Source organism: Haloarcula limicola, from assembly GCF_010119205.1.
Lineage (GTDB): Archaea > Halobacteriota > Halobacteria > Halobacteriales > Haloarculaceae > Haloarcula > Haloarcula limicola.
This window is the reverse complement of record NZ_WRXM01000001.1, coordinates 1,526,737-1,549,846: the sequence shown is the minus strand read 5'-3', so window position 1 is coordinate 1,549,846 and position 23,110 is coordinate 1,526,737. Positions and strand designations below refer to the sequence as shown.

General features: G+C 66.3%; 21 protein-coding genes. 12 read left to right on the top strand and 9 right to left on the bottom strand.

Annotated features, from left to right (window positions below; genetic code table 11):
* Positions 1 to 274 precede the first annotated feature (274 nt).
* Together GO488_RS07920 and GO488_RS07915 are read right to left on the bottom strand one after the other, a co-directional pair.
* Positions 275 to 2,281: a DUF7997 domain-containing protein gene (locus GO488_RS07920; RefSeq protein ID WP_162317227.1), complete on the bottom strand. Its 2,007-nt coding sequence runs from the start codon at positions 2,279 to 2,281 to the stop codon at positions 275 to 277.
* A 93-nt stretch (positions 2,282 to 2,374) separates the two neighbouring features.
* Positions 2,375 to 4,774 (bottom strand): glycoside hydrolase family 15 protein, encoded by a 2,400-nt coding sequence (locus GO488_RS07915; RefSeq protein WP_162317226.1) that lies wholly within the window; start codon positions 4,772 to 4,774, stop codon positions 2,375 to 2,377.
* A 139-nt stretch (positions 4,775 to 4,913) separates the two neighbouring features.
* Between GO488_RS07915 and GO488_RS07910 the strand changes: the two genes are divergently transcribed.
* Entirely contained in the window at positions 4,914 to 5,963 is a 1,050-nt protein-coding gene (locus GO488_RS07910) for a TrmB family transcriptional regulator (RefSeq protein ID WP_162317225.1), read from the top strand.
* Between the two features lie 62 nt (positions 5,964 to 6,025).
* Here the strand turns inward: GO488_RS07910 and GO488_RS07905 are convergent, their stop codons facing one another.
* Positions 6,026 to 7,024: a glutathione S-transferase family protein gene (locus GO488_RS07905; protein ID WP_162317224.1), complete on the bottom strand. Its 999-nt coding sequence runs from the start codon at positions 7,022 to 7,024 to the stop codon at positions 6,026 to 6,028.
* A gap of 169 nt (positions 7,025 to 7,193) precedes the next feature.
* Here GO488_RS07905 and GO488_RS07900 point away from each other — a divergent pair, with 169 nt between their 5' ends.
* The 3 genes from GO488_RS07900 to GO488_RS07890 all read left to right on the top strand — a co-directional run bounded on the left by GO488_RS07900 (position 7,194) and on the right by GO488_RS07890 (position 9,164).
* Positions 7,194 to 7,727 (top strand): 50S ribosomal protein L16, encoded by a 534-nt coding sequence (locus GO488_RS07900; protein WP_162317223.1) that lies wholly within the window; start codon positions 7,194 to 7,196, stop codon positions 7,725 to 7,727.
* A 315-nt stretch (positions 7,728 to 8,042) separates the two neighbouring features.
* Positions 8,043 to 8,246 carry a hypothetical protein gene (locus tag GO488_RS07895; RefSeq protein ID WP_162317222.1) on the top strand — a complete coding sequence of 68 codons (204 nt, stop codon included), beginning with the start codon at positions 8,043 to 8,045 and terminating at the stop codon, positions 8,244 to 8,246.
* 54 nt (positions 8,247 to 8,300) lie between these two features.
* On the top strand, positions 8,301 to 9,164 hold the full coding sequence (locus tag GO488_RS07890) for an ATP-grasp domain-containing protein (RefSeq protein WP_162317221.1): 864 nt from the start codon (positions 8,301 to 8,303) through the stop codon (positions 9,162 to 9,164).
* Between the two features lie 32 nt (positions 9,165 to 9,196).
* On the opposite strand, the gene GO488_RS07885 is transcribed toward GO488_RS07890, so the two are convergent.
* The gene (locus GO488_RS07885; protein WP_162317220.1) at positions 9,197 to 9,580 is read right to left on the bottom strand and encodes an Hsp20/alpha crystallin family protein; all 384 of its coding nucleotides are present in this window, start codon (positions 9,578 to 9,580) and stop codon (positions 9,197 to 9,199) included.
* Positions 9,581 to 9,774: 194 nt separating this feature from the next.
* On the opposite strand from GO488_RS07885, the gene gap reads away from it, so the two are divergent.
* Together gap and GO488_RS07875 are read left to right on the top strand one after the other, a co-directional pair.
* Entirely contained in the window at positions 9,775 to 10,782 is a 1,008-nt protein-coding gene (gap, locus tag GO488_RS07880; RefSeq protein WP_162317219.1) for a type I glyceraldehyde-3-phosphate dehydrogenase, read from the top strand.
* A 135-nt stretch (positions 10,783 to 10,917) separates the two neighbouring features.
* On the top strand, positions 10,918 to 12,123 hold the full coding sequence (locus tag GO488_RS07875; RefSeq protein ID WP_162317218.1) for a phosphoglycerate kinase: 1,206 nt from the start codon (positions 10,918 to 10,920) through the stop codon (positions 12,121 to 12,123).
* Here the strand turns inward: GO488_RS07875 and GO488_RS07870 are convergent.
* On the bottom strand, positions 12,120 to 12,266 hold the full coding sequence (locus tag GO488_RS07870; protein ID WP_162315765.1) for a hypothetical protein: 147 nt from the start codon (positions 12,264 to 12,266) through the stop codon (positions 12,120 to 12,122). The genes GO488_RS07875 and GO488_RS07870 overlap by 4 nt on opposite strands.
* Before the next feature lie 151 nt (positions 12,267 to 12,417).
* Between GO488_RS07870 and GO488_RS07865 the strand changes: the two genes are divergently transcribed.
* A complete protein-coding gene (locus GO488_RS07865; protein WP_162317217.1) occupies positions 12,418 to 12,996 on the top strand; it encodes a riboflavin synthase in 579 nt (192 codons plus the stop codon).
* Here GO488_RS07865 and GO488_RS07860 read toward each other — a convergent pair.
* Positions 12,993 to 14,024, bottom strand: coding sequence for a PrsW family intramembrane metalloprotease (locus GO488_RS07860; RefSeq protein WP_162317216.1), 1,032 nt, complete (start codon positions 14,022 to 14,024; stop codon positions 12,993 to 12,995). The two genes, GO488_RS07865 and GO488_RS07860, sit on opposite strands and share 4 nt — an antisense overlap.
* Positions 14,025 to 14,134: 110 nt before the next feature.
* On the opposite strand from GO488_RS07860, the gene pdxT reads away from it, so the two are divergent.
* Both pdxT and hisE read left to right on the top strand, forming a co-directional pair.
* Complete coding sequence (gene pdxT, locus GO488_RS07855; RefSeq protein ID WP_162317215.1) at positions 14,135 to 14,728, top strand: pyridoxal 5'-phosphate synthase glutaminase subunit PdxT; 594 nt, start codon at positions 14,135 to 14,137, stop codon at positions 14,726 to 14,728.
* A 41-nt stretch (positions 14,729 to 14,769) separates the two neighbouring features.
* Positions 14,770 to 15,063 carry a phosphoribosyl-ATP diphosphatase gene (gene hisE / locus GO488_RS07850; protein WP_162317214.1) on the top strand — a complete coding sequence of 98 codons (294 nt, stop codon included), beginning with the start codon at positions 14,770 to 14,772 and terminating at the stop codon, positions 15,061 to 15,063.
* A gap of 155 nt (positions 15,064 to 15,218) precedes the next feature.
* Here hisE and GO488_RS07845 read toward each other — a convergent pair whose 3' ends face one another.
* Both GO488_RS07845 and GO488_RS07840 read right to left on the bottom strand, forming a co-directional pair.
* Complete coding sequence (locus GO488_RS07845) at positions 15,219 to 16,382, bottom strand: ABC transporter ATP-binding protein (protein ID WP_162317213.1); 1,164 nt, start codon at positions 16,380 to 16,382, stop codon at positions 15,219 to 15,221.
* A 149-nt stretch (positions 16,383 to 16,531) separates the two neighbouring features.
* Complete coding sequence (locus tag GO488_RS07840) at positions 16,532 to 18,607, bottom strand: alpha-amylase family glycosyl hydrolase (RefSeq protein WP_162317212.1); 2,076 nt, start codon at positions 18,605 to 18,607, stop codon at positions 16,532 to 16,534.
* Between the two features lie 292 nt (positions 18,608 to 18,899).
* Between GO488_RS07840 and GO488_RS07835 the strand changes: the two genes are divergently transcribed.
* The 3 genes from GO488_RS07835 to GO488_RS07825 are packed head-to-tail and all read left to right on the top strand — an operon-like array spanning position 18,900 to position 22,242.
* Positions 18,900 to 20,186, top strand: a complete 1,287-nt coding sequence (locus GO488_RS07835; protein WP_162317211.1) for an extracellular solute-binding protein — start codon at positions 18,900 to 18,902, stop codon at positions 20,184 to 20,186.
* 11 nt (positions 20,187 to 20,197) lie between these two features.
* A complete protein-coding gene (locus GO488_RS07830; protein ID WP_162317210.1) occupies positions 20,198 to 21,160 on the top strand; it encodes a carbohydrate ABC transporter permease in 963 nt (320 codons plus the stop codon).
* Entirely contained in the window at positions 21,160 to 22,242 is a 1,083-nt protein-coding gene (locus GO488_RS07825; RefSeq protein ID WP_162317209.1) for a sugar ABC transporter permease, read from the top strand. Before GO488_RS07830 ends, GO488_RS07825 begins: the two co-directional genes overlap by 1 nt.
* Before the next feature lie 72 nt (positions 22,243 to 22,314).
* Here GO488_RS07825 and GO488_RS07820 read toward each other — a convergent pair whose 3' ends face one another.
* Positions 22,315 to 23,022, bottom strand: a complete 708-nt coding sequence (locus GO488_RS07820) for a nucleotidyltransferase family protein (RefSeq protein ID WP_162317208.1) — start codon at positions 23,020 to 23,022, stop codon at positions 22,315 to 22,317.
* Between the last annotated feature and the right edge of the window lie 88 nt (positions 23,023 to 23,110).

The window sequence follows — 23,110 nt, the reverse complement described above, 5'->3', positions numbered from 1 at the left end:
TCTCTGTGACGGGATCTCGCTACTGCTCCACGGGTCGTTCCTCCCCGTTCCGCCGAGGTTCTTCGCGTGCGCTCAGACCCTCGCTACTGCCCCACGGGTCGCTGTCTCGCGGGCGCTACCCGCTCGACTGAACGAGGCCGCTGGCGCGGCCTCGCTACCGCTCACCGCGTCGCTTTCGAGGGCCGCGCTCCCTGTGGTCGCGCGCCCCTCGCTACTCCACGGCTCCCTGCAGTCGCCGTTCCGCCGAGGGTCCTCGCGTGCGCTCAGACCCTCGCTACTCCGCGGCTTCCGGCGTGCTGACTCGCCCTTCGCCGGCCTCCTCCAGGTGAGCGATGGTCGCCAGTCGGAGCGCGTGGGGCCACCCGAGCGGCGTCGCGGAGTCGGGCGTCCCGTCGTCGAACAACTGTTCGGGGAGATAGCCGTTCGCTCGGACGAGCGATCCGCCCGGGAGGATCTCGTTCAGGAGGTCCCGCGACCGGCGGTACGCGTCGGCGGCTCGGTCGTCGTCGACGTCGTCGAGGAGGCTGCCGAGTTCGGCGGCCGCGTTGGCCCCCCACGCCGTCGAGACGGTCCAGACCTTCTCATCGGCCTGTCCGTGACAGCGCCAGTCGTCGCCCTCGAAGCGGACGAGGCCGCGGATGGCGTCGGTCTCGCGTTCGAGGCCGTCGAGCGTCGCCTCGACGTGGGTCACGAGGCGGTCGAGCGTCGCCGCCGAGAGGTCGGCGACGGCGGCGTACTCCCGGAACGCGTCGGGCAGGGCGAGCGACCCGGAGTCGAGGCGCTCGTCGAGTTCGCCCTCGTGTTCCCGCAGCGCGTAGAACTCTCCCGTCCAGAGGCCGTTGAGGCCGTCGAGGACGGCGTCGGCCTGCGCTCGGGCGTGGTCTCGAAGCTCCGTCGAGACCGGCGCGCGCGCGACGGCGGCGTAGGCGTGGAGGAAGGTGGCGGCGGTGTGGACGAACCGGCCCTGCATGTTCTCCCAGGCGTTCTGGCAGGCGATGGGGAGACCGTCGTCCTCGAGCGTGTCGTCGAGGCTGTCGACGGCGGCCTCGATAGTCCGTTCGAGTCCCTCGGGGTCGTCGGGGTCGCCGGTCCGCAGGAAGGTGGCGAGGAAGCCGACGATACTGCCGGTCTGGTCGGCCTGATAGTCGGTGTCCGCGCCGGTTTCGAGGCGGGCGTTGGCCCATCCGGGCGCGAGCGTCTCGTCGCCGGGCCAGACGCGGTGGGGCCAGCTCCCGTCGTCGAGTTGGCTCCGGCAGTAGAAGTCCGCGGACCGCTGGTGCCAGTGGTCGATGTCGACGCCGAGCGTCCGCGCGCTGTCGAGGAGGAACCGCGAGATCTCGCTGTCGTCGCGGAACCACGTGTAGCCGTAGCCGCCGGAGGTGACGTAGAAGGGGTCGAAGTCCGGGCCGGCGATGCGGGCCCCGTTCTCGGCCGACAGCAGCGAGACGACGCGCAGGTCGGAGACGACGGTCTCGCGTCGCGGCGTCGAATCGGGGAGCGACCAGTCGCGCGCCGCGGCGCTCTCGGTCCGAAGCGAGTCGGCGTCGCCGTACTCGTCGACGACCGCTTCGACGGTCGAGAGCGCCGACTCGCGGTCCGTCTCGCCTCGTTCGGCCAGGAGCGTGACGACGGTGACGACTCCGTCTTCGAACGGCGCGGTGAGGAGGACGCCGCCGGTCATCACCGCGTCCTCGTACCGCTCCTCGTCGGTTCGACGCGGGAACTCGACGGGGTCGTCGCCGACCAGTTCGTCGAACCGCTCGGGGATCTGTCCGTGGGCGGCGTCGATGGCTGTCGACGCGCCGACGTAGTCGTGCTCGCGGCGGTGGTAGGCCTCGACGGCGTTCTCGTGGACCAAGAGACTGGTCTGTCCCTCGCGGCCGTCGGGTGCGAATCCGACGTACGCCTGCAGGTCGGCGTCTGTCGGAGCGTCGCCGGCGAGTTCGAACTGGGTGACGTGCGCGCGGCCGAGGGTCAGGTCTCGCTGGTGGACCTGCCACTTCCCGCGGTCGTGGACCGTCTCGACGACGCCCGCGTCGTCGTACCGCTGGTCGGCGTCGGCGTCGAACCACTCTCCGCCGACGCCGAAGCGGGACCTATCGACGCCCGAGAGGCCGCTTAGCGGGTAGGAGTAGTCCTGCAGTGCGCCGTCGTCGTTCACGTGGACGAGACGGTCACCGCGCCCAGAGAAAGTGCCAGTCGTAGAGCGGAGTTCGCCCGGGAACTTCCGGTCGTGGTCCCGGTTGCGCTTGTAATCGTTCAACGATGTCCGAAGCGTCATTGCCACTACCCAACACGTCCCTCATTATAAAATCTGCTGTAATACTTTTTCGTCCTTACAGACGATCGCGGCGTCGAGGTCGACCGCCGATTCTCAGACCGACTCGACGACGGCCGTCGTGCCGACCGCCGGGAGGTCGCCGGTCGCCGCGACGACGGTAACGCGAGCCGCGTCGTCGAGGGCGACGGTCACGTCCACGTCGCCGCCGTCCACGCGGGCCGTCTCTGCGCGCGTCTTCACCACGAGGTCGTCGCCGTCCGTGTGACCGGTGATCCGGGCGGTATCGCCGTCGCGTTCGACGCTCACGTCCAGCTCGGGCCCGGTCGCCAGCGGACTACCACCGTAGCGCTCTTCGACGACGGCGGGCGTCTCGACGGGTTCGCCGGCGTCGACGCTCCACGCCAGCCTGACGAACTGCGCGTTGGTCCACGAGAGCGGCGTCGCGCTCGACGTGCCCTCGCCGAACTCCCAGTCGAAGTCGTTCTCGCCGTCCTCGTCCCAGACCTGTTCGGGGAGCATCCGCCCGTCGTTGGCGAAGGCCGCGAGCGTCCCGAGGAGGTCCGCTGGCTCGAAGTCCGGGTCGTCGAGCAGCAGTTCGTACTCGCCGCGCTCGCCGGTGAAGAAGGGCCAGATGCGCCCCTTCCCGGTCATGTCCGGCTGCCACGGCGCGCCCGGCTGGACGCGCTTCTCGCCGTAGCCGTCGCCGGTGTAGCGGTACCAGCCCGGGCCGTGGGGCGTCTCGACCATGATGTCGTCGTCGTACTCCGCGACGGAGTTGCGGATCGTCGGGTCGTCGGCCGGGAGGATACCCAATCGGACGAGTTCGAGGAACCCGCCGTCCATGATATTTCGCTCGTCGAGCATCCCGCCGCCGTTGTTGTGGGTGCGCAACTCCCCGTCGTCGGGGTTGCCTTCGTCGGTAATGCGGACGTAGTAGGGCGTGTTGGTGTGCCTCTCCGTGCCGGTCGTCGTCGCGTGCCACTCCTCCAGATTCCGAACCCAGTGGTCGGCGACGCCCAGATAGGCGATGGCGTCGGCGTCCTCGCCGGCGTCGATAGCGAGGTCGGCGGCACAGACCAGGCCGGCGATCTCGGCGGCCGTCGTCGAGGGGGAGTAGCCGGGTTCCTCCTCCCAGCGTTCCTGCTGGGAGTGCGGGCCGGTTCCGACCAGATAGTCCGAGGAGAGGCGGACGTTCTCGTAGCCGTAGGTCGCCTCCCCGAAGTCGTAGCCGTGGCGCTCTTTCAGTTGCTGAGCCATCACCTGCGGGAAGGCGATCTCGTCCATCTGCTCGCCGCCCCAGCGGGTCCGGCCGTCGAGGAACGTGTTCTGCGGGAGGAAGCCGTCGGACTCCTGCTGATACGCGTAGACGTACTCCGTCGCATCGATGGCGCTCTGCGTGTCGCCGACGGCGTCGAAGGCAGTGTAGGCCTGATAGAGGTCTCGGGGCCAGACGTAGTTGTAGCCGTAGTCCCGCGGGTCGTTGGCATCGACAGCGTCGCCCCAGGGGACAGAGGGGCTGGCGATACCCGCGCCGGGGAACGCCTTGGAGTCGGCGGCCTTCATCACCATCACGGCGGTCTTGTACTGCGCCAGCAGGTCGTCGTCGCCGGCGACGCTGTCGGGCACCGGCACGTCGTCGAGGTACCGCTCCCACGAATCGGCGTAGGCCGCGCGGACGTCCTCGAAGGGGTCGGCGAGGACCGCCTCGGCAGTAGCGAGCGCGGCCTCGTCGTCGCTCTCCTCGGCGAAGCCGAGCGCCAGCGTCGTCTCGTGGCTCGACAGCGTCCCGGCCAGCACGACGTTGCCGCGGGCCTCGTCGTGGCGCTCGTCCGTCACGCCCGATTCGAGGAGCGCCGTCTCGACGTCGCCCTCGCGGACGTCCGCGGTGGTCCAGTCGAACCCGTCGGCGCTCGCCACGCCCAGCCCCACGTCGATGGGTTCGCCCTGCTCGGTCAGGAACGCCGGTTCGGCGTCCTCGGTCGCGTCGTGAGCCGCGAGCAGCGAGTCCTCGCGTGCGCGAGCGACGTCGTGGTCGGCGTGACAGGACAGCGCCGGGTCGACGACGACGTGGAGGTCGTAGCCGTCGCCCTCGAAATCCACGTCGAGGAGGAGGGCGTCCTCGTCGGGATGGGCGACGTGTTCGACGGTCAGCGACCAGTCGCGGTCGTCGGTCGGGCGGGCGGTCTGGCGGAACAGAAGGGCGTCCTCGCCGACGGCTTCGGTCGAGCGCTCGACGGTCGTCGGCAGGTCACGTCGCTCCCGGAAGGTCCGGGCGGCGTAGCCCTCGCCGTCGGTGACGAGGAAGTCCAGTTCGCGGACGTTCATCACGTCGATGCGGGGGAACCGGACTTCGGTGACCGCGCCCTCGGTCAGGGTATACCAGACGCGTGACGGGTCCGCGTCGTCGTGGTCGGCGACGGTGCCGAACCCGTACTTCTCGCCGACTGTCCACGTCGCATCGGCGGTCGCTGTCGGAATCGCTTCTCGTGTCATACGAGAGCCTGTGCGACCAGTACCTTAATGGTTTCTCAAGACGTAATGAACTATTACAACGAATCTACCGATACGGACGGCACCGCGTCTCTGGAGACCGAAACGAAATTACTTGCCACACCGGTGATGATGGGATAACATGGACGATTCGACGCTCGCGGACCGACTGACGCAGTTAGGACTCTCGGAGAAGGAGGTGGACACGTATCTCTCGATCCTCCGGAACGGCGAGGCGAAAGCCAGCGAGATCGCCGACAACACCGGCGTCTCCAAGCGATACGTCTACAGCATCAGCGAATCGCTCGAAGACCGCGGGTTCGTCGAGGTCAACGACCACATCGTGCCGACGACGATCCGCGCACGTCCGCCGTCGGAGGTCATCGAATCGCTGACGAGTCAGCTCTCGGAGATGGAATCGGCGCTCGACTCTCGCTACTCCGACACCGAACGGCGCGCCCAGCAGTTCGACGTCATCAAGTCCCGCGTGACCGTCGTCAAGCGGCTCACGGAGTACATCTCGAACGCGACGGACGAGGTGATGCTGTCGGTCCCACAGCAGTACCTCCCGGAGATAGCCGACGAACTCGAAGCGGCCGTCGACCGTGGCGTACTGGCACTGCTGGTTGTCAGCAACGCGGCCGACATCGAGAGCGAGGACGTGGCCGGGATGGCCTCGGTCGCCCGATCGTGGCAACAGGAGATGCCGATCGTCCTCACCGTCGACGGCCAGTTCGGGCTGGTCGCGCCCGCCGATATGATCATACGGTCGAACTCCGACCAGCGGGCGATCGCGTTCGTACAGGAGCAACTCGTGCCGGTCCTCTCGGGCTCTTTCCTCGGCAACTACTGGCCGATGGCGACGGAGCTGTACGTCGCCGAACCGCGCGAGCTACCCGCCACCTACCGTCGGTTCCGCCAACCGGTGTTACAGGCGACGCTCCGGCTGCGCGCCGACGACCCGGTCCACGTCACCGCGTCGGTCCACCCGGTGCAAGCCGACACCGACGTAGAGACGCTCGAAGGGACCGTCGTCGATACGCGACAGGGCCTCGTCGAACCACAGACCAACGCCTACCCGATCGAGCACACGCTCGTCGTCGATACGGGCGAGGAGACGGTCACGGTCGGCGGACCCGGTTCGTTCATCGAGGACTACGAGGCCGAGGAGATAATCCTCTCCGAGTCCTAACGACGGCTCGGTTCCGGACATCGATAGATGACGCGTTCGATACGGGCGAGCGCGCGGTCCGCTCAGTGCGTCGCCAGCAGGTCCGCCGGCGGTTCGCCCGGCAGTTCGTCCCGGTCGTGAGCCGCCTCGAAGTCGAGGTCGGGGCCGACGGCGACGATGCGCTTGGGGTTCACGTCGGGGTGGGTCGTGTAGTAGTGTTCCTTGATGTGGTCCATGTTCACGGTCTCGGCGACACCGGGGGTCTGATACAGGTCCCGCAGATACGGCCAGAGGTTGTCGTACTCTCGGATGAACTGGCGGTTGCACATGAAGTGGGTGTGGTACACCTGGTCGAAGCGGACCAGGGTCGTGAACATGCAGACGTCCGCCTCGGTCAGGCGGTCGCCGGCGAGATAGCGCTGGTCCGCGAGCACGTCGTCCCAGTGGTCGAGCGCGTCGAAGAGGTCGGTGACCGCGTCGTCGTAGGCGCTCTGCGTGTCCGCGAAGCCGGCGCGGTAGACGCCGTTGTTGATCGGATCGTAGATGTCGTCGATGACGCGGTCGACCTCGTCTCGATACCCCTCGGGGTAGAGGTCCGCGTCGGTTTCCGCCACCGAATCGAACTCGGTGTCGAGCATCCGTAGGATCTCCTCGGACTCGTTGTTGACGATGGTCTCCTCCTGTTTGTCCCAGAGGACGGGCACCGTCACGCGACAGGTCACGTCGTCGTCGGCTCTCACGTACAGCTCCCGGAGGTAGTCCGATCCGTACAGCGAATCCTCGGTGCACCCCTCCTTCTCGGGCGTGAACTGCCAACCGTCCTCGTCGCGGTAGGGGTCCACGACGTCGACGCTGATGGCGTCCTCCAGTCCCTTCAGCCTGCGCACGAGCAGCGTTCGGTGTGCCCACGGGCAGGCGTAGGAGACGTAGAGGTGGTACCGTCCGGCTTCGGGTTGGAACCGCGCGTCGGGGTCGTCTTCGATACGGTCCCGGAACGTCGTCTCCTGCCGGTCGAACTCACCGTCGTCGTTCGTACTCTCGTAGGCGTCGGTCTGCCACTCGCCGTCGACGAGCATGTTCATGGTATCTTCCGATAGCCGCTCGACCCGCATAAACACCCCAGCGAGGTAACATCCGTGTCACCGCGCCGGCGGCGCGGCGGCGCCCCGGCCGTGCGACTACCCGTCACACCGCGGTCGGCCTTCGAAGCTCTTATCCCGTCGCTCGGCCTCGTATTCGCCAAGAGTACCTATGTCGGACAAACCTGCCTCGATGTACCGGGACATCGACAAGCCCGCGTACACCCGACGCGAGTACATCACGGGCATCCCCGGTTCGAAGATCGCACAGCACGAGATGGGCCAGAAGCAGACCGACACGGACGACTACCCCGTCCAGATCAGCCTCATCGTCGAGGAGTCGGTTCAGCTCCGCCACGGCTCGCTCGAGGCCTCGCGCCTGTCGGCCAACCGCCACCTCATCAAGGAACTCGGCGAGGACGGCGACTACAAGATGACGCTGCGGAAGTTCCCCCACCAGGTCCTGCGCGAGAACAAGCAGGCGACCGGTGCCGGGGCCGACCGTGTCTCAGACGGGATGCGCGCCGCCTTCGGGAAGATCGTCGGCACCGCCGCTCGCGTGCAGGCCGGCGAGCAGCTGTTCACCGCCTACTGCCACGTCGAGGACGCCGAACACGTCAAGGAGGCGTTCCGTCGCGCCTACAACAAGATCACGCCGTCCTGTCGCATCAAGGTCGAGCGCGGCGCGGAACAGCTGGTTTCCTAACCACTTTTTTCTGCGTCGGGTTTCCTCGCGCCGCTTCGCGGCGCTGCGGGAACCCTCCTTGAAAAACCTGGACCAAAAAGGCCGAACTCGCGGCGATGCCGCGAGTTCGGTGTCGGTTGGAGCGCAGCGACAGCAGGCTCGTCAGAGCTTCGCTCTGACGGTGAAACCGCGCCTCGCTTCGCTCGGCGCGGTACGCTTCCCAGGTCAGCCTGCCCTTCCCCGTGGCGCGCGATGAAACGCGCGCTCGGCCACCGCGGTCAGTGCGATACCGCGACCGCCGAAATACTATTGAATTAACACGTCCTACCGTCGAGTATGGCGTTCCGACTGCTACTGCTCGTCATCGGGCTGGTGGAACTGCTCGCTCCCAAGCAGATGGTGGACTTCTGGATGGGGCTGGCGTCGAAGGACGACGACGTGGAACTGCGGCCGTGGGTGTACTCGGTCGCGCGGCTGGAGGGCGCGGTCATCGTGCTGTGGCTGCTGAAACGCCGACGCGGCCGCGGCAAAGCGGAGTAACGGCCGTCTCCGGCGACCGGGAGTATTTGTAGCGACCGCACGAAGCGAGCGGTGATGCTGGATCTGGCCGTCACGACGCGAGAGGAGACGTTCGAGCGGATGCGAGAGCCGCTGGCGGCCCGCGATATCGCCGTCGGCCACGTCGACGTCAGCGAGCGGTCGCTGCCGCTCTCCACGTCGCCGTTCGCGGCCTACGACGTGGGGTTCGTCTATCCCTCTCGCATCATGGAGGGGGCCGTCGCCGACGCGATGCTCGGCGTGCCGTGGGTCAACGACCGCGAGGCGATCCTGCGCTCGCGCAACAAAGCGGACGTGCTGACGCGACTCGGCCGGGCCGACGTTCCAGTCCCGGAGACGGTGCTCGTCTCGAACCCCGCCGACGAGGCCGCCCTCGTCGCCGCCTTCGAACAGTTCGACCCGCCAGTAGTCGTCAAGCCCAACTCCACGACCCGCGGCGTGGGCGTCACGACGGCGCACGACCTCGATTCCTTCCTGGGTATCGCCGACTACCTCGACCTGGTCCACGACTACCGGGCGACCGGCGACCAGTCGTTTCTCGTCCAGGAGTATCTCCCCGACGCGCGCGACTACCGAGCGATGATCGTCGACGGCGAGTACGTCGGGGCCGTCGAACGACGACTCTCCGCCGACGCCCGCGCGGGCGGGCGCTGGAAGCACAACGTCCACCGCGGGGCCGACGCCGAGGGAGTCGAACTACCCGACCCGCTGCGCGAATTGAGCGAACGCGCGGCGGACGTGCTCGACATCTCGTATCTCGGCGTGGATCTGCTCGTGACCGACGACCGCGCCGTCGTCAACGAGACGAACGCCCGGCCGACCATCGACAGCGCGACGAAGTACGAGGAGGGATTTTGGGACCGACTGGCGGAGCTGATTCGCGCGACAGCGACGGCGTAGCAGAAATCGACAGGCGGTTCGGTAAAGCGCGGCTACAGTTCGATGTCGGCCGAGTCCTCTTCGCGGTCGAAGGTGACTTCGAGGATGCCGTTGTTGTAGGTGGCCGACGCGGAGTGTTCGTCGACTGCACTGGGGAGCGTGAGCCGCTCGTGGTACTCCCGCTGGTGGCTGTCGGCATCGATGGTGAGGACGTTGCCGTCGCACTTGAGGTCGATCGCCTCCTTCTCGATGCCCGGGATGTCGGCGACGACGCGGATCTCCTCGTCGGTCTCGTGGACGTCTACGTGTAGGTCGCTGCCCCCCGTCGCACCGTCTCGGTCGATGTGAACGTCCCCTTCGGCACCCATCATCTCGTCCATCATCCGCTCTATCTCGCGGAAGAACTCGTCGAAGGGGTCGTCGTCGTCCCGTCTCATTACTATAGGGCCATTCGGTCGTATCTCTCAAAAGCCTTCTGTCGGACTCATCTGATTCATCTGATCTATCTCGCCCGGACGCGCGGTGGCGTATCTATCATAGACATTCGTTCGAAACGTAACGAACACAAACAAACACATCCCGGAACAATTCCGAAAACCCTTTACTCCGAACAGGCGCTTTACTAGCCGGTATGAGTGACCCAGTCCGCGTCGGCCTCAACGGCTTCGGCCGCATCGGCCGTAACGTATTCCGTGCTTCGCTGGAGAACGACGACGTCGAGATCGTCGGCATCAACGACGTCATGGACGACGACGAGATCGACTACTTCGCCCAGTACGACACCGTCATGGGCAATCTCCCGGGTGCGAACGTCGAGGACGGCGTCCTCAGCGTCGAGGGCACCGACTTCGAGGCGGGCATCTTCCACGAGACCGACCCGACGGAGCTCCCCTGGGAGGACCTAGACGTCGACGTCGCGTTCGAGGCGACGGGCATCTTCCGGACGAAAGAGGACGCGAGCCAGCACCTCGAAGCGGGTGCCGACAAGGTGCTCATCTCCGCGCCACCGAAGGGCGACGAGCACGTCAAGCAGATCGTCTACGGCGTCAACGAGGACGAGTACGACGGCGAGGACGTCGTCTCGAACGCCTCCTGTACGACGAACTCCATCACGCCGGTCGCGAAGGTGCTCGACGACGAGTTCGGCATCGAGTCGGGACAGCTGACGACCGTCCACGCCTACACCGGGTCCCAGAACCTCATGGACGGCCCCAACAGCAAGCCCCGCCGCCGCCGCGCCGCGGCCGAGAACATCATCCCGACCTCGACCGGGGCCGCACAGGCCGCCACCGAGGTCCTGCCCGACCTCGAGGGCAAACTCGACGGGATGGCCATTCGCGTCCCGGTCCCGAACGGCTCCATCACGGAGTTCGTCGTGGACCTGAACGAGGAGGTCACCGAGAGCGACGTCAACGCCGCCTTCGAAGAGGCCGCCGAAGGCGACCTCGAGGGCGTGCTGGGCGTCACGACCGAGGACGTCGTCTCCTCCGACATCCTCGGCGACCCCTACTCCTCGCAGGTCGACCTCCAGTCGACGAACGTCGTCAACGGGATGACGAAGATCCTGACGTGGTACGACAACGAGTACGGCTTCTCGAGCCGGATGCTCGACGTCGCACAGCACATCACCGAGCAGTAGACTGGTCGCTCCGCTCTCGCCGTTCGTCTCTCCTTCGATTTCTCGGCTCGCCGAGCCGCGGCTGTCGGCGGTATCTCGACGCGCTTTCGGCGGACTCGGAAACGCCTAAGCACGGGGCGGGTGTGGGTTCGCGTGATGACCTTCCAGACGCTCGACGACCTCGAGGACGGGCAGCGCGTCCTCGTGCGACTCGACCTCAACTCACCCGTCGAGGACGGCGAGGTACAGGACAACCGGCGGTTCGACCGCCACGCCGAGACGATCAGCGAACTCGTCGACCGAGACTTCGAGGTCGCGGTACTGGCCCACCAGGGCCGGCCCGGCCGGGACGACTTCGTCTCGCTCTCCCAGCACGCTGACATCCTCGAATCGCACGTCGACAGCCCGGTCGACTTCGTCGCCGACACCTTCGGCGAGGACGCCCTTTCCGCCATCGGCGAACTCGACGGCGGCGACGTCCTCGTCTTGGAGAACACGCGAATGTGCGACGAGGAACTCCCCGAGGAAGAGCCCGAGGTCAAGGCCGAGACCGAATTCGTCCAGACGCTCAAGGACGAGTTCGACGCCTACGTCAACGACGCCTACTCGGCGGCGCATCGCTCGCACGCCTCGCTCGTGGGCTTTCCGCTGGTCATGGACGCCTACGCGGGCCGGGTCATGGAGACCGAGTACGAGGCCAACACCGCCATCGCCGAGAAGGAGTTCGACGGGCAGGTGACGATGGTCGTCGGCGGGACGAAGGCCACCGACGTTATCGACGTGATGACCCACTTGGACGAGAAGGTCGACGACTTCCTGCTGGGCGGCATCGCCGGGGAGCTGTTCCTGCGGGCGGCGGGCTACCCCGTCGGCTACGACATCGACGACGCGAACCTCTACGACGAGCAGTGGGAACAGAACAGCGAGAAGATCGAGTCGATGCTCGAAGACCACCGCGACCAGATCACGCTCGCGGTCGACCTGGCCTACGAGGACGACGACGGGAGCCGCGCCGAGCAGTCGGTCGACGACATCGACGAGAAGACGGTCTCGTACCTCGACGTTGGCAGCGAGACGGTCATGGAGTACTCGCCGACAATCCGCGAGTCGGAGGCCGTCTTCGTGAAGGGCGCGCTCGGCATGTTCGAGGACGAGCGCTTCTCCGTGGGGACGGCGGGCGTCCTCGAAGCCATCGCGGAGACCGACTGCTTCTCGGTGGTCGGCGGCGGCGACACCTCTCGCGCCATCGAGATGTACGGGATGGAAGAAGACGAGTTCGGACACGTCTCCATCGCCGGCGGCGCGTACATCCGCGCGCTCACCGGCGCGGAGCTCGTCGGCGTCGAAGTGCTACAGCGCTAGTCGCGGTCCGTCTCGGCGTGGCGGACGTCCCAGCCGTCTTCGGGGTCGTAGTCGGCGACTGGCCGCTTCTCGCGGGGACGCGTCCGCGCGTGTCTGGTCGTCCAGTCGCCGTCGTCGCCCTTCGGGGAAGCCATCTCTGGCATACCACGCAGTAGGGCCGTCGACAATAAATTCCTTGTGACTAGGGTTGTAAATATATTACTCGGTTTCGAGTAAGTGTCGCGGCGGCAGCCTCGTTCAGCCCGACGCGCCGCGAGGCGAAGCGCTTTCCACGCCAGTCGCCAAGCGATCGGTATGTTCACCGGGATCGTCGAGGCGACCGGCGAGGTACGGGAAGTCGTAGACGACGAGGACGGTCGGCGGGTCCGCATCGGCGCGCCCTTCTCCGACCTCGAAGCCGGCCAGTCGATAAGCGTCAGCGGCGCGTGTCTCACCGTCGAGGCGTTCGCCGACGGGGAGTGGTTCGAGGTGTTCCTCGCCCGCGAGACGCTCGACCGGACCTTCTTCGACCGACTGACCGAGGGGGCGACCGTCAACCTCGAACGGGCGATGCCCGCCGACGGCCGCTTCGACGGCCACATCGTGCAGGGCCACGTCGACGCTACCGCGGAGATCGTCGGCATCGAACGGGAGAGAGGCGACTGGACGTTCTCCTTCTCGCTTCCCGACGCGCAGCGGGACTACCTCGTCGAGAAGGGATCGATCACGGTCGACGGCATCAGCCTCACCGTCGCCGCTCGTCGCGACGACCGCTTCGACGTGGCGATCATCCCGACGACCTACGAGGAGACGACGCTCTCGGAGAAGTCGGTCGGCGACCCGGTTCACCTCGAAGTCGATGTGATAGCGAAGTACGTCGAACAGCTCCACTAGGGTTCGAACTCGGCCTGTTCGATCTCGTCTGGCGAGCTGTCGGTCACCTGATGTGCCTGCTGATATGCTCGCCGATAGGCGTTGAGTTTCCGAAACAGGAGCAGGCCGAACAGCGCGTCGTAGACGACGACGAATCCGAGGAAGGCGGTGAACTGACTGACGCCGTAAAACTCGGAGAGAACCACCGTCACGGGACCCGACAGCGCGTTGTACGTGGCGTGGATGAGCGTGGCGATGAGCAGCCCCTTCAGGATGATGGGGCCGGCGTCGTCGGGGTTGAACTTCGCCAACCCGAGGTAGTAACCCGCGAACGCCGAGTAGATGACGTGGCCCGGCCCGGCCAGCGCCCGCACGGCCGCGATGTCGCTGCCGGCGTTTATCGCCTGTATCGTCCCGTTGACCGTCTCGGTGTTCTGGACGATGTACAGCGCGTTCTCGATGGTGGCGAAACCCAGTCCGGCGGCGGCACCGTACACCGCGCCGTCGATGACGGCGTCGAAGCGGTCGTCCCGGTAGGGGTAGAGTCGCACCGCGAGCAGCTTCACGCTCTCCTCGACGGGGCCGACGACGAGATAGAAGAAGAAGAACAGGCCCGCGGGTTCGAACAGCCCGAACCCGGAGCCGATCGACTGCACCGGGTCGCCGAGCGTCACGTTCAACAGCCCGGCGAAGCCGGCGAACAGCACGCCCAGCAGGAAGGTCCCCACCAACAGCGTCAGCGGTTCGGAGGAGGTCACGTCGGCGCGCCAGATGTAGAGGGCCAGCAGCAGCGCGGGAACCGCCGAAAGCGCCGCGAGACCGGCGAACAGCGGCTGGACGCCGAGCGCGCCGAGGCTGCCGAACGCGACCTGCAGCACCAGGATGACGAGGGCGATGAGGATCACCATTCCACGGAGCGCCCAGATGCCCGTGTGATAGAGCCAGTGGGCGAAGCGGTCTAGCCGGGACCGCACCTCCCAGTCGGCGATCTCGTAGAGGTCCGTCGACCGGTCCGCGTTCGACGCGACCGGGTCCCGTCGCTTTCCCATACTTCGTTCTGGGCTGCCCAGCACCTAACGGTTTGGCTCGCGGTGTCGTCCCGGAACGGTGCGCTCACCGAGGCGAGAGTGTTTTGACGGTTCCCGGCGTACCGGCGACCATGACTCTACGGGCAGGCGTCCTCGCCGTGCAGGGCGACGTCTCCGAACACGCCGACGCGATCGAACGGGTGGCGACGGCCCACGGCGAGACGGCGGAGGTCGTCGAGATACGCGAAGCGGGGGTCGTCCCCGACTGCGACGCGCTCCTCATGCCCGGCGGCGAGTCGACCACCATCTCGCGACTCGTCCACCGGGAGGGTATCGACCGCGAGATCGCGGCTCACGTCGAGGCCGGGAAACCGGTGCTGGCGACGTGTGCCGGCCTCATCGTCGCCGCCAGCGACGCCCACGACGACCGCGTGGAGACGCTGAACGTCCTCGACGTCTCCGTCGAGCGCAACGCCTTCGGCCGACAGAAGGATAGCTTCGAGGCCCCGCTCTCCGTGACCGGTCTCGATGACCCGTTCCCGGCGGTGTTCATCCGCGCGCCCGTCATCGACTACGTCGGCGACGACGTGGAGGTGCTGGCGACGTGGGACGACCGCCCCGTTGCGGTCCGTGACGGTCCCGTCGTCGGCACGTCGTTCCACCCGGAACTGACCGAGGACCCGCGCATCCACGACCTCGCCTTCTTCGACAGCGTGGAGACGTAGCGCTTCGACGGCCTGAATAGGTCCCCCGCCGACCGCCCGGTATGGACGACGCCGACGACGTCATCGACGACCTGTTCGCGGTCATCGAGGACCGCAAGGAGAACCTCCCCGAGGACTCCTACACCACGTCGCTGTTTACCCACGAGAAAGGCGAGAACGCCGTCTTGGAGAAGCTCGGCGAGGAGACCACCGAGCTGATTCTCGCGGCGAAAGACGACGACCGCGAGGAACTCGCCCACGAGTCCGCCGACATCGTCTATCACCTGCTCGTCCTGCTCTCGATGAAGGGGATGGACGTCGAGGACTTGCGCGCGGAGTTGTCGAAGAGGCGGTAGCGAGGGGCGCGCGACCGGTGAGGGTGCAGGGAGCGCGGCCCTCGAAGCGAAACGGGTAGCGAAGTGACCCGCGGAGCGGCGGGCGCAGTTTTTCCACCACGAGGTCGTCGCTCGCCGGACGGTGTCTGGAAAACCGTCGAAACTGCGTGTCGCTGCTACGGGGCGGTGACGGCCGGTTCTTCGGTGGCCGTGACCGCCTCACCCGTCTGAGCGTCGAAGAGGTGGACCGAGGACTCCTCGAAGGAGATGTGGATCAGGTCGCCGACTTCGGGTTCGACGTCGGCCGGGACGCGGGCGATGAAGTCCGGCGCGTCCTCGGTGTCGAAACTCCGGGACTCCGAGCCGAGGTCCAGATACAGGTAGTTGTCGCTCCCGACCGGTTCGACCACGTCCACCGTCGCCGGGACGGCGTTCTGTCCGCCGTCCTCGCCGACGACGACGTGTTCCGGGCGGATGCCGAGGACGTACGAGCCGCCGCCGATGTCGCCGAACGCGTCGGCTCGACCCGACGTGAGGTCGTAGGAGAACGCACCGTCCGAGCCGGTCAGGTGGATGCCATCGCCGACGGATTCGGCCTCGACGTCGATGAAGTTCATCGACGGCGACCCAACGAACCCGGCTACGAACTGGTTGGCGGGGTTCTGATACACCTCGGTGGGTTTGCCCGTCTGCTGGAGCTTCCCGTCGTTGAGGATGACGATTCGGTCGCCCATCGTCATCGCCTCCTCCTGGTCGTGGGTGACGTACACCGACGTGATGCCCAGTTCCTCCTGCAGGCGCTGGATCTCGGTCCGCATCGTCGTCCGCAGTTTCGCGTCTAAGTTCGACAGCGGCTCGTCGAAGAGGAACACGTCGGGTTCGCGGACGATCGCGCGACCCAGCGCGACGCGCTGTTTCTGCCCGCCGGAGAGCTCCTCGGGCGTGTCGTCGAGCAGGTCCTCGATGCCCATCATCTCGGCGGCCTCGTAGACGCGCTGTTCGCGCTCCTCGGCGGACATGTCGGTGCTCATCCGCAGGCCGAAGGCCATGTTCTGTTGGATGGTCTTGTGCGGGTACAGCGCGTAGTTCTGGAACACCATCGCCACGTCGCGGTGTCGCGCGTGGACGTCGGTGATGTCGTTACCGCCGATGTGGATGCGACCGCTCGACGGTCGTTCGAGACCGGCGATCATCCGCAGCGTCGTCGACTTCCCACAGCCGGACGGTCCGACGACCGTCACGAACTCCCCGTCCTCGATGAACAGTTCCAGGTCGTCGACCGCGACGATGGACCCGCCATCGAACTCCTTTCTCAGTGCGTTCAGTTCGAGACTCGCCATTAGTACCCGTGTACGTGTCCCGCATGATAAATGTTCCCCAAAATAGTGAATCTGTGAGGGGAAATTTCGTAGGAGTTTTTTCTTCCGGTGGGCGCGCGGACGGCGAGAATCCGAATCAACGAGCGGTCGGCGGAGACGAGAGCAGGCGATTACTCCGCGGCGGGGGTCACGACCACGTCGGCGACGCGCAGGCCGTCCTCGCTCGTCACGTCGGACTCCGAGAGGAGGTCGCGGCCGGTCACCTCGCGGTCGAGAGTCACCGTCGCGTCCTCGGCGGCGAAGTTCAAGACGACCACGAGCGTCTCGTCGCCGTCGGCGCGTTCGTAGGCGACGACGCCGTCCGGATCACCTTCGGCGACGGACCACTCGACGGGGGTGACACCGGACGCGCGCAGGGCGGCGTGTTCGTCGCGGAGCGCCACCAGTCGGCGGTGGAAGTCGGTCAGGTCGGCGTCGCCGTCGTGCCAGCGCATCGTCCCGCGCTGGTCTTCGACGCCGCGTTCCTGTCCGTAGTAGAGCATGGGGAGGCCGGGGACAGTAAACGTCGCGCCGACGGCGGCCCGCAGCGGTTCCGGCCCGCACTCGTCGCGGTAGCGGTCCTCGTCGTGGTTCTCGACGTAGCGCATGTGGACCGCGCGGTCGGGGTAGCCCCAGTGCTCGGACTCTGCCAGGGCGTCGAACAGCACCGTCGCCGGTTCCTCGCCGCGACCGATGTCTCGCAGAGCGAAGTAGAAGTCCGGGTCGTAGTGCACGTCGAACTCGTTTTCCCGGAAGGCGGCGTCGCGGTGTGGTACCGTCTCGTCGAGCAGGAGAAAGTCGGAGTCGTGGGCTTTCACCCGCTCGCGAACCTCCTTCCAGAAGCCGTGGGGGACGCCCCACGCCACGTCACAGCGGAAGCCGTCCACCTCGTCGGCCCACTCCTCGACCACGTCGAGCATCCATCGGCGGACGGCGAGCGAGTCGTAGTTGACGTTGGGGATTCGCGTCCAGTTGAAGTAGAGCCCCGGCGCGTCGTCGCCGGCCCAGTCGACGTCGGTCACGTCCGCCTCTGCCGGAATGCGCTCGTAGTAGTCGGCGTACTCGGGGACGCCGGCGCGGTGGAACTGGAAGTACGGGTGGTCCCGCGAGGTATGGTTGAGGACGAGGTCGAAGACGACGCGGATACCGGCCTCGTGGAAGCGCTCGACCAGCGACCGGAACTCCTCGCGCGTGCCGAGGTCGGCGGCGGTGTCGAAGAGGTCCGTGATGTGATAGCCGTGTCGGGTGGGGCTCTGGACGACGGGCGTGAACCAGACCACGTCGACGCCCAGCGACTCGACGTAGGGCACCCGGCGCTCGATCTCCTCGAAGGACGTCTCGGCGATGTCGCCGACGAACTCGCGGACGAAGATCTCGTAGATGGTGGCGTCGTCCGTCCACTCGGGGGCGTCCGCGGGGCGAGAGACAGTGAGGTCTCCGGACGCGCCGGAACGAATTTCGAGCGTGTCGGCGATGCTGTGCCGTTCGGCGACGGCGACGGCGTGGACGCGCGAGAGGACCGGTAGCGAGTCGATAGCGACCCGGAGTTCGCCGCCGCCGACGTCGACCGCCGCTTCGTCGAGCGAGTCCCGGTCGTCGAAGTGAAACTCCACGTCGGGGTCGCGCCCGTCGGGCGCGGCGCGCGCGTCGGCGGTGACGACCAGCTCCTCGCCCTCCCGGTGGCTGTCGAGTTCGACGCGCGGGCGACCCGCGCCTTCGACTGTCACCTCGTCGGTCGCGAACGGGTCGAACTCCCCGTCGAACGCGAAGATGGCTTCGTGCGTGCCCGGCGGGAGTTCCGTCTCCAGGACCCACTCGCCGTCCGCTTCCGTCGCCCAGTGACTCCCCATCGTGAAGTCGTTGAACTTCCCGAAGACGACGCAGCTCTCGGCGTCGGCGACGTCGGCGGGGTCGCCCTCGGCGACGTCGTCCTCGGTGACGCTGAACCGGACTGTCCGCGTCGTCGAGGCCGGGAACGCGCGTACCGTCTGCGTGTGCGTCCCGTCCGGCGCGGAGAGTTCCGCGCGGTAGGTGCCGGGTACGTCCGGCTCGAGGTGGACGACGGGACCGTCGCCCAGGGCGACCGAACTCCCCCCCGGTACCTCCGTGAGTCGCCACCGGAAGTCGGCGTCGGGGTCCGGTCGCCGTGGTGCCAGCTCGACCGACTCGTCGACGGTGCAAAAACGCGGTGGGCCGGGGTGATGCATAGCCCAAGCGTTGCCAGCCCGCTATTTTACTGTTGCCCTCGTTTTCGATCTTCGTTCGAGTAGTTCACCATCGTTTCAACGATTCCGTAAAGAGCTGAAGTATAATTTCGTAGCACTTTTGTGCATGGAGGATAATTTACGTTCTGAGAGCCAGATAGTCGGTCGTTCGGCCCGTCTGCTCGTCGTATTCTTCGCCCGCCGCGAGCCGCAGCAGTCGGGATATATATGATGAACGTTCGTGAGTATCCGAATGATTTAAGTTGTGAAAGACTATTTCATCCATTATCCATCCATGACAATGGACCGCAGAACGCTGATCAAGCAACTCGGTGGTATCGGAGCTGCAACGGCGATCGCTGGCTGTAGCGTACAGGAAGACGGCGGCGACGGCGGCGGTGACGGTGGCGACGGTGGCTCCGGCGGTACCGACTCCGACGGGAGCAGTGGCACGGAGAGTCAGGGTCCCGCCGGGACCGCGACCGCGTGGTACTCGCTCTCCGAGAGCGAGCTGGCGACGCGTCAGGATATAATCAAGGAGTTCAACGAGCAGAAGCGTCACACTATCGAGGGAGCGGATATCTCCGACCTCCAGCAGAAGACGTCGAGCGCGATCCCGGCCGGCGAAGGCCCGCAGATCTTCGACTGGGCGCACGACTGGGCGGGCAACACCTACGAACAGGGCTTCATCGTCGGTCAGGGCGACCAGCTCTCGGTCGACATGAACGTCTATACCGAAACGGCTCGACAGGCGGCCAAGTACGACGGGAAGGTCATCGGTCTCCCGTACGGTGCCGAAACCGTCACTCCCATCGTCAACACGGACATCGTCGACTCCGTCCCGAGCAGCGTCGACGAGATGATCAGCACGATCGAGAAGCACCACGATCCCGACAACGGTCAGTACGGGCTCAGCTACCCGATCAACTCCTACTTCACCAGCGGGTGGCTACAGGCCTTCGGCGGTTACTTCTTCAAGGCCGACAGCGATCCGCAGTTGGGTATCGCGGAGGACGAGTTCGTCCGCGGGCTCGAGTTCATCGTCGAGAACTTCAAACCGTACATGCCGAAGGACCCGAAGTACTCGCCACAGGCGGCCGCGTTCAACGAGGGGAACGCCGCGATCACTATCAACGGCCCGTGGTCGCTCGCAGCGCTCAACGGGAACGACCTCAACTACGAGGTGATACCGTTCCCCGAGATGAGCGAGGGAACGCCGAACCCCTACACCGGGATTCAACTCTGGTACTTCGCCAAAGCCATGGAGAGCGGCGGTCCGTCCGCGGCCGCCGCGCGGACGTTCGCCGAGTGGTACACGACGAACGAGGACCACATCCGCTCCCTCGCGGAGAATCAGGGCTCCATCCCGGTTCTCAAGAGCGTCGCCCAGGGCGACGACCTGCCCGCCACCGTCCAGGCCTTCTCCAGTTCCGTCGACATGGGGACGCCGATGCCCGCCCACCCCAAGATGGACGACGTGTGGGGCCCGGTCGACAGCGCGCTCGTCAAGGCGTTCAACGGCGACGCCACCCCTGAACAGGCGCTCACGACCGCCGCGAAGGACATCCGCAGCAACTGGTAATCATATCCGATATGAGTACGGCAACACGAGTCGCGAACCGCGTCGAGAAGGTGCCGTTCCTGAGCCGCGGGGACGCGTCGCTGCTGCTGGTCCTCCCCGGCCTGTTCATCTTCTCGGCGTTCATGCTGTTTCCGGTCGTGTATCTCATCGGGATCTCCTTCACTAACGCCGAGCCGGCGAATCTCTTCGCCGGTGAAGGCGTCGTCGCCGTGTTGACGTTCGGTGACGCGTCGTTCGTCGGCCTCCGGAACTACGCCAACGTGCTGACCGACCCCGAGTTCTGGAACTCCTTTGGCGTGACGTGGCTGTTCGTCGCGACGAGCGTCACGCTGAAGATCGTCGTCAGCATCTCCATCGCGCTGGTCGTCACCAGCGACCTCGTCCGCGGGAAGCGCTTCCTGCGCTCGTTCATCATCTTCCCGATGGGGCTGCCGCCCATCTTCATCATCACGGTGTGGCGCGGTATCTTCAGCTCCGCGCAGTTCGGGCTGATGAACCAGTTCCTCACCGGAATCGGGATGCAACCGGTCGCGTGGCTCTCGGGGCGCTGGACGGCGTTCATGGCGTACAACATCACGGAGGCGTGGCTCGCGTACCCGTTCATGGTCATCATCACCGTGAGCGCGCTCCAGGACGTCTCGGAGGAACTGCACGAGGCCGCCGTCGTCGACGGTGCCGGCTTCGTCTCCCGGTTCTTCCACATCACGCTTCCCTCGATCAAGCGACCGGTGCTGTTCGCGACCATCCTGACGTCCGCGGCGTCGTTCCAGCAGTTCCTCATCCCCTTCGTGTTCAACGAAGGGGGTCCCGCGCGGGCGAACGAACTGCTGGTCGTCTACGGCTACCGCGAAGCGCTGCAGTTCCAGGAGTACGGTCGCGGCGCCACCATCAGCATCATCGCGCTGATATTCATCGGCGCGTTCATGTGGCTCAACGTGAAGAAGGGTAGACTCGCCGACGGGGTGAGCGACTGATGGGAATCCTCTCGGGCATCGGTCGAAAGCTCAAGACCGACGTGAAGAACGTCGCGATGACCCCGGTCGACACGGTTCGGAACTGGAAGTACACCTACGAGGCCGTCCAACGGGGCGAAGTGCCGGCCTCAGAGGTCGTGAAAGTCGCCGTCTCGACGGTCCTCGCGACGATAATGGTGCTCGCGCTCCTGTTCCCCATCTACTGGATCCTGATGGCTGCGCTGTCCGGGAGCGGGTCGTCGCTGTACACCTCCGAGAGCTTCCGATTGTTCCCGGATAACCCGACGCTCAAGCCGTTCATCTGGGTGGTGGGCGACCTCATCGTCCCCGGCTACACGATCGGCGTCGGCATCCCGCTGACCGACCTCTCGCTCGTGTTCAACACGCCGGAGATCACGCTGCTCGACGCCTCCGCTTACGGCGTCGACAGGCCGTCCGCGTTCAAGAAGTTCCTCTGGAACAGCGTCACCGTCGCGATCCCGACGGTGCTCATCTCGATGGCGCTCATCATCCCGGCGTCGTACGCGCTCTCGCGGAAAGAGTTCCTCCTCCGCCGGAAGGTGCTGTTCGCTTACGTCCTGTTCACGCAGATCGGTGGCGGCCTCGGTGTCGCCCTGCTCATCGGGATGTACGCTCTCTACGTCCAGTTCGGTATCAACAACAGCAAGTTGGCGCTGTCAGTCTACTACGCCGCGACGGCCGTGCCGTTCAACACGTGGCTGTTGAAGACCTACATGGACGGAATCCCGGTCTCCTACGAGGAGGCGGCCGTCGTCGACGGCGCGCCGCCGTGGCGGGTCGTCACGGAGGTCATCCTCCCGATGTCCGCCGCCGGACTGGCGACGGTGTTCATCTTCATCTTCCTCACCGGGTGGACCGAGTTCGTCGTCGCCCAGACGCTGCTGGGCACGGAGAACTACACCCTCCCGGTCGGCCTGTACTCGCTGGTCGGCGAGTACTCCATCCCGTGGGCGCGCTTCTCCGCGTTCGCGCTCACCTTCGCGCTGCCGATCATGCTCGTGTACCTCTTCGCACAGCGGTACATCGAGGGCGGCCTGTCGTTCAGCGGGATGGAAGGGTAACTCGACCGCACCTCCTTCGTCTCCTCCGTTTTCTCCGTCTCCTCCGTCTTCTCCGTCTCCCCGGCTCGATAGCTACCGCAGTCGGTCGGCGACGCGCTCGCGGTCGGCGGGTTCGTTCACGTTGTGACACCAGCCGTCGAGTTCGACCGCCTCGACGCGGTGGCCCGCGTGGACGAGGAGGTCGACGGCGTCGGCGAGTTCGTACTCGCCGCGGGCCGACGGCGTGACGAGACGGAGCGCCGGGTCGATCGCGGCGTCGAAGACGTAGAACCCGCGCGTGACGAGCGTCGACGGCGGGTCCTCGGGTTTCTCGACGAGGCCGGTGACGCGGCCGTCGGCGTCCGTCTCGACGACGCCGGTCGTCCGGGCCCGCTCGCGCGCGACGGATTCGACCAGCAGCGTCGCGGCGGCCTCTGTCTCGCGGTGTCGCCGGACGACGGCGTCGAGGTTCGCTCGACAGACGTTGTCGCCGTTCATCACGACCACGGGCGAGTCTTCGACGGGAAGCGTCTGCCGGAGGGCGTGGGCCGTTCCGAGCCGCTCGGCCTGTTCGACGTAGACGAGCGGCGTCTCCCGATACGACTCGCCGTAGCGAGCGACGACGTCGTCGCCCCGATAGCCGACCACGGCGACCAGCCGGTCACAGCCGACCGACAGCAGCGCGTCGAACGCGTAGGAGAGGAGCGGCTTTCCGGCGACTTCGACCAGCCCCTTCGGTCGTTCCTCGGTGAGCGGCCGCATTCGGGTCCCCTTCCCGGCCGCCAGTACGACGCCGTCCATGTCCGTCCCGTGGGCCGACACGGAGAAATGGTTGGTGGGGAATCGGTCGATAAACCGCCGGAAGACGTGACGACTTAGCGACCAAACG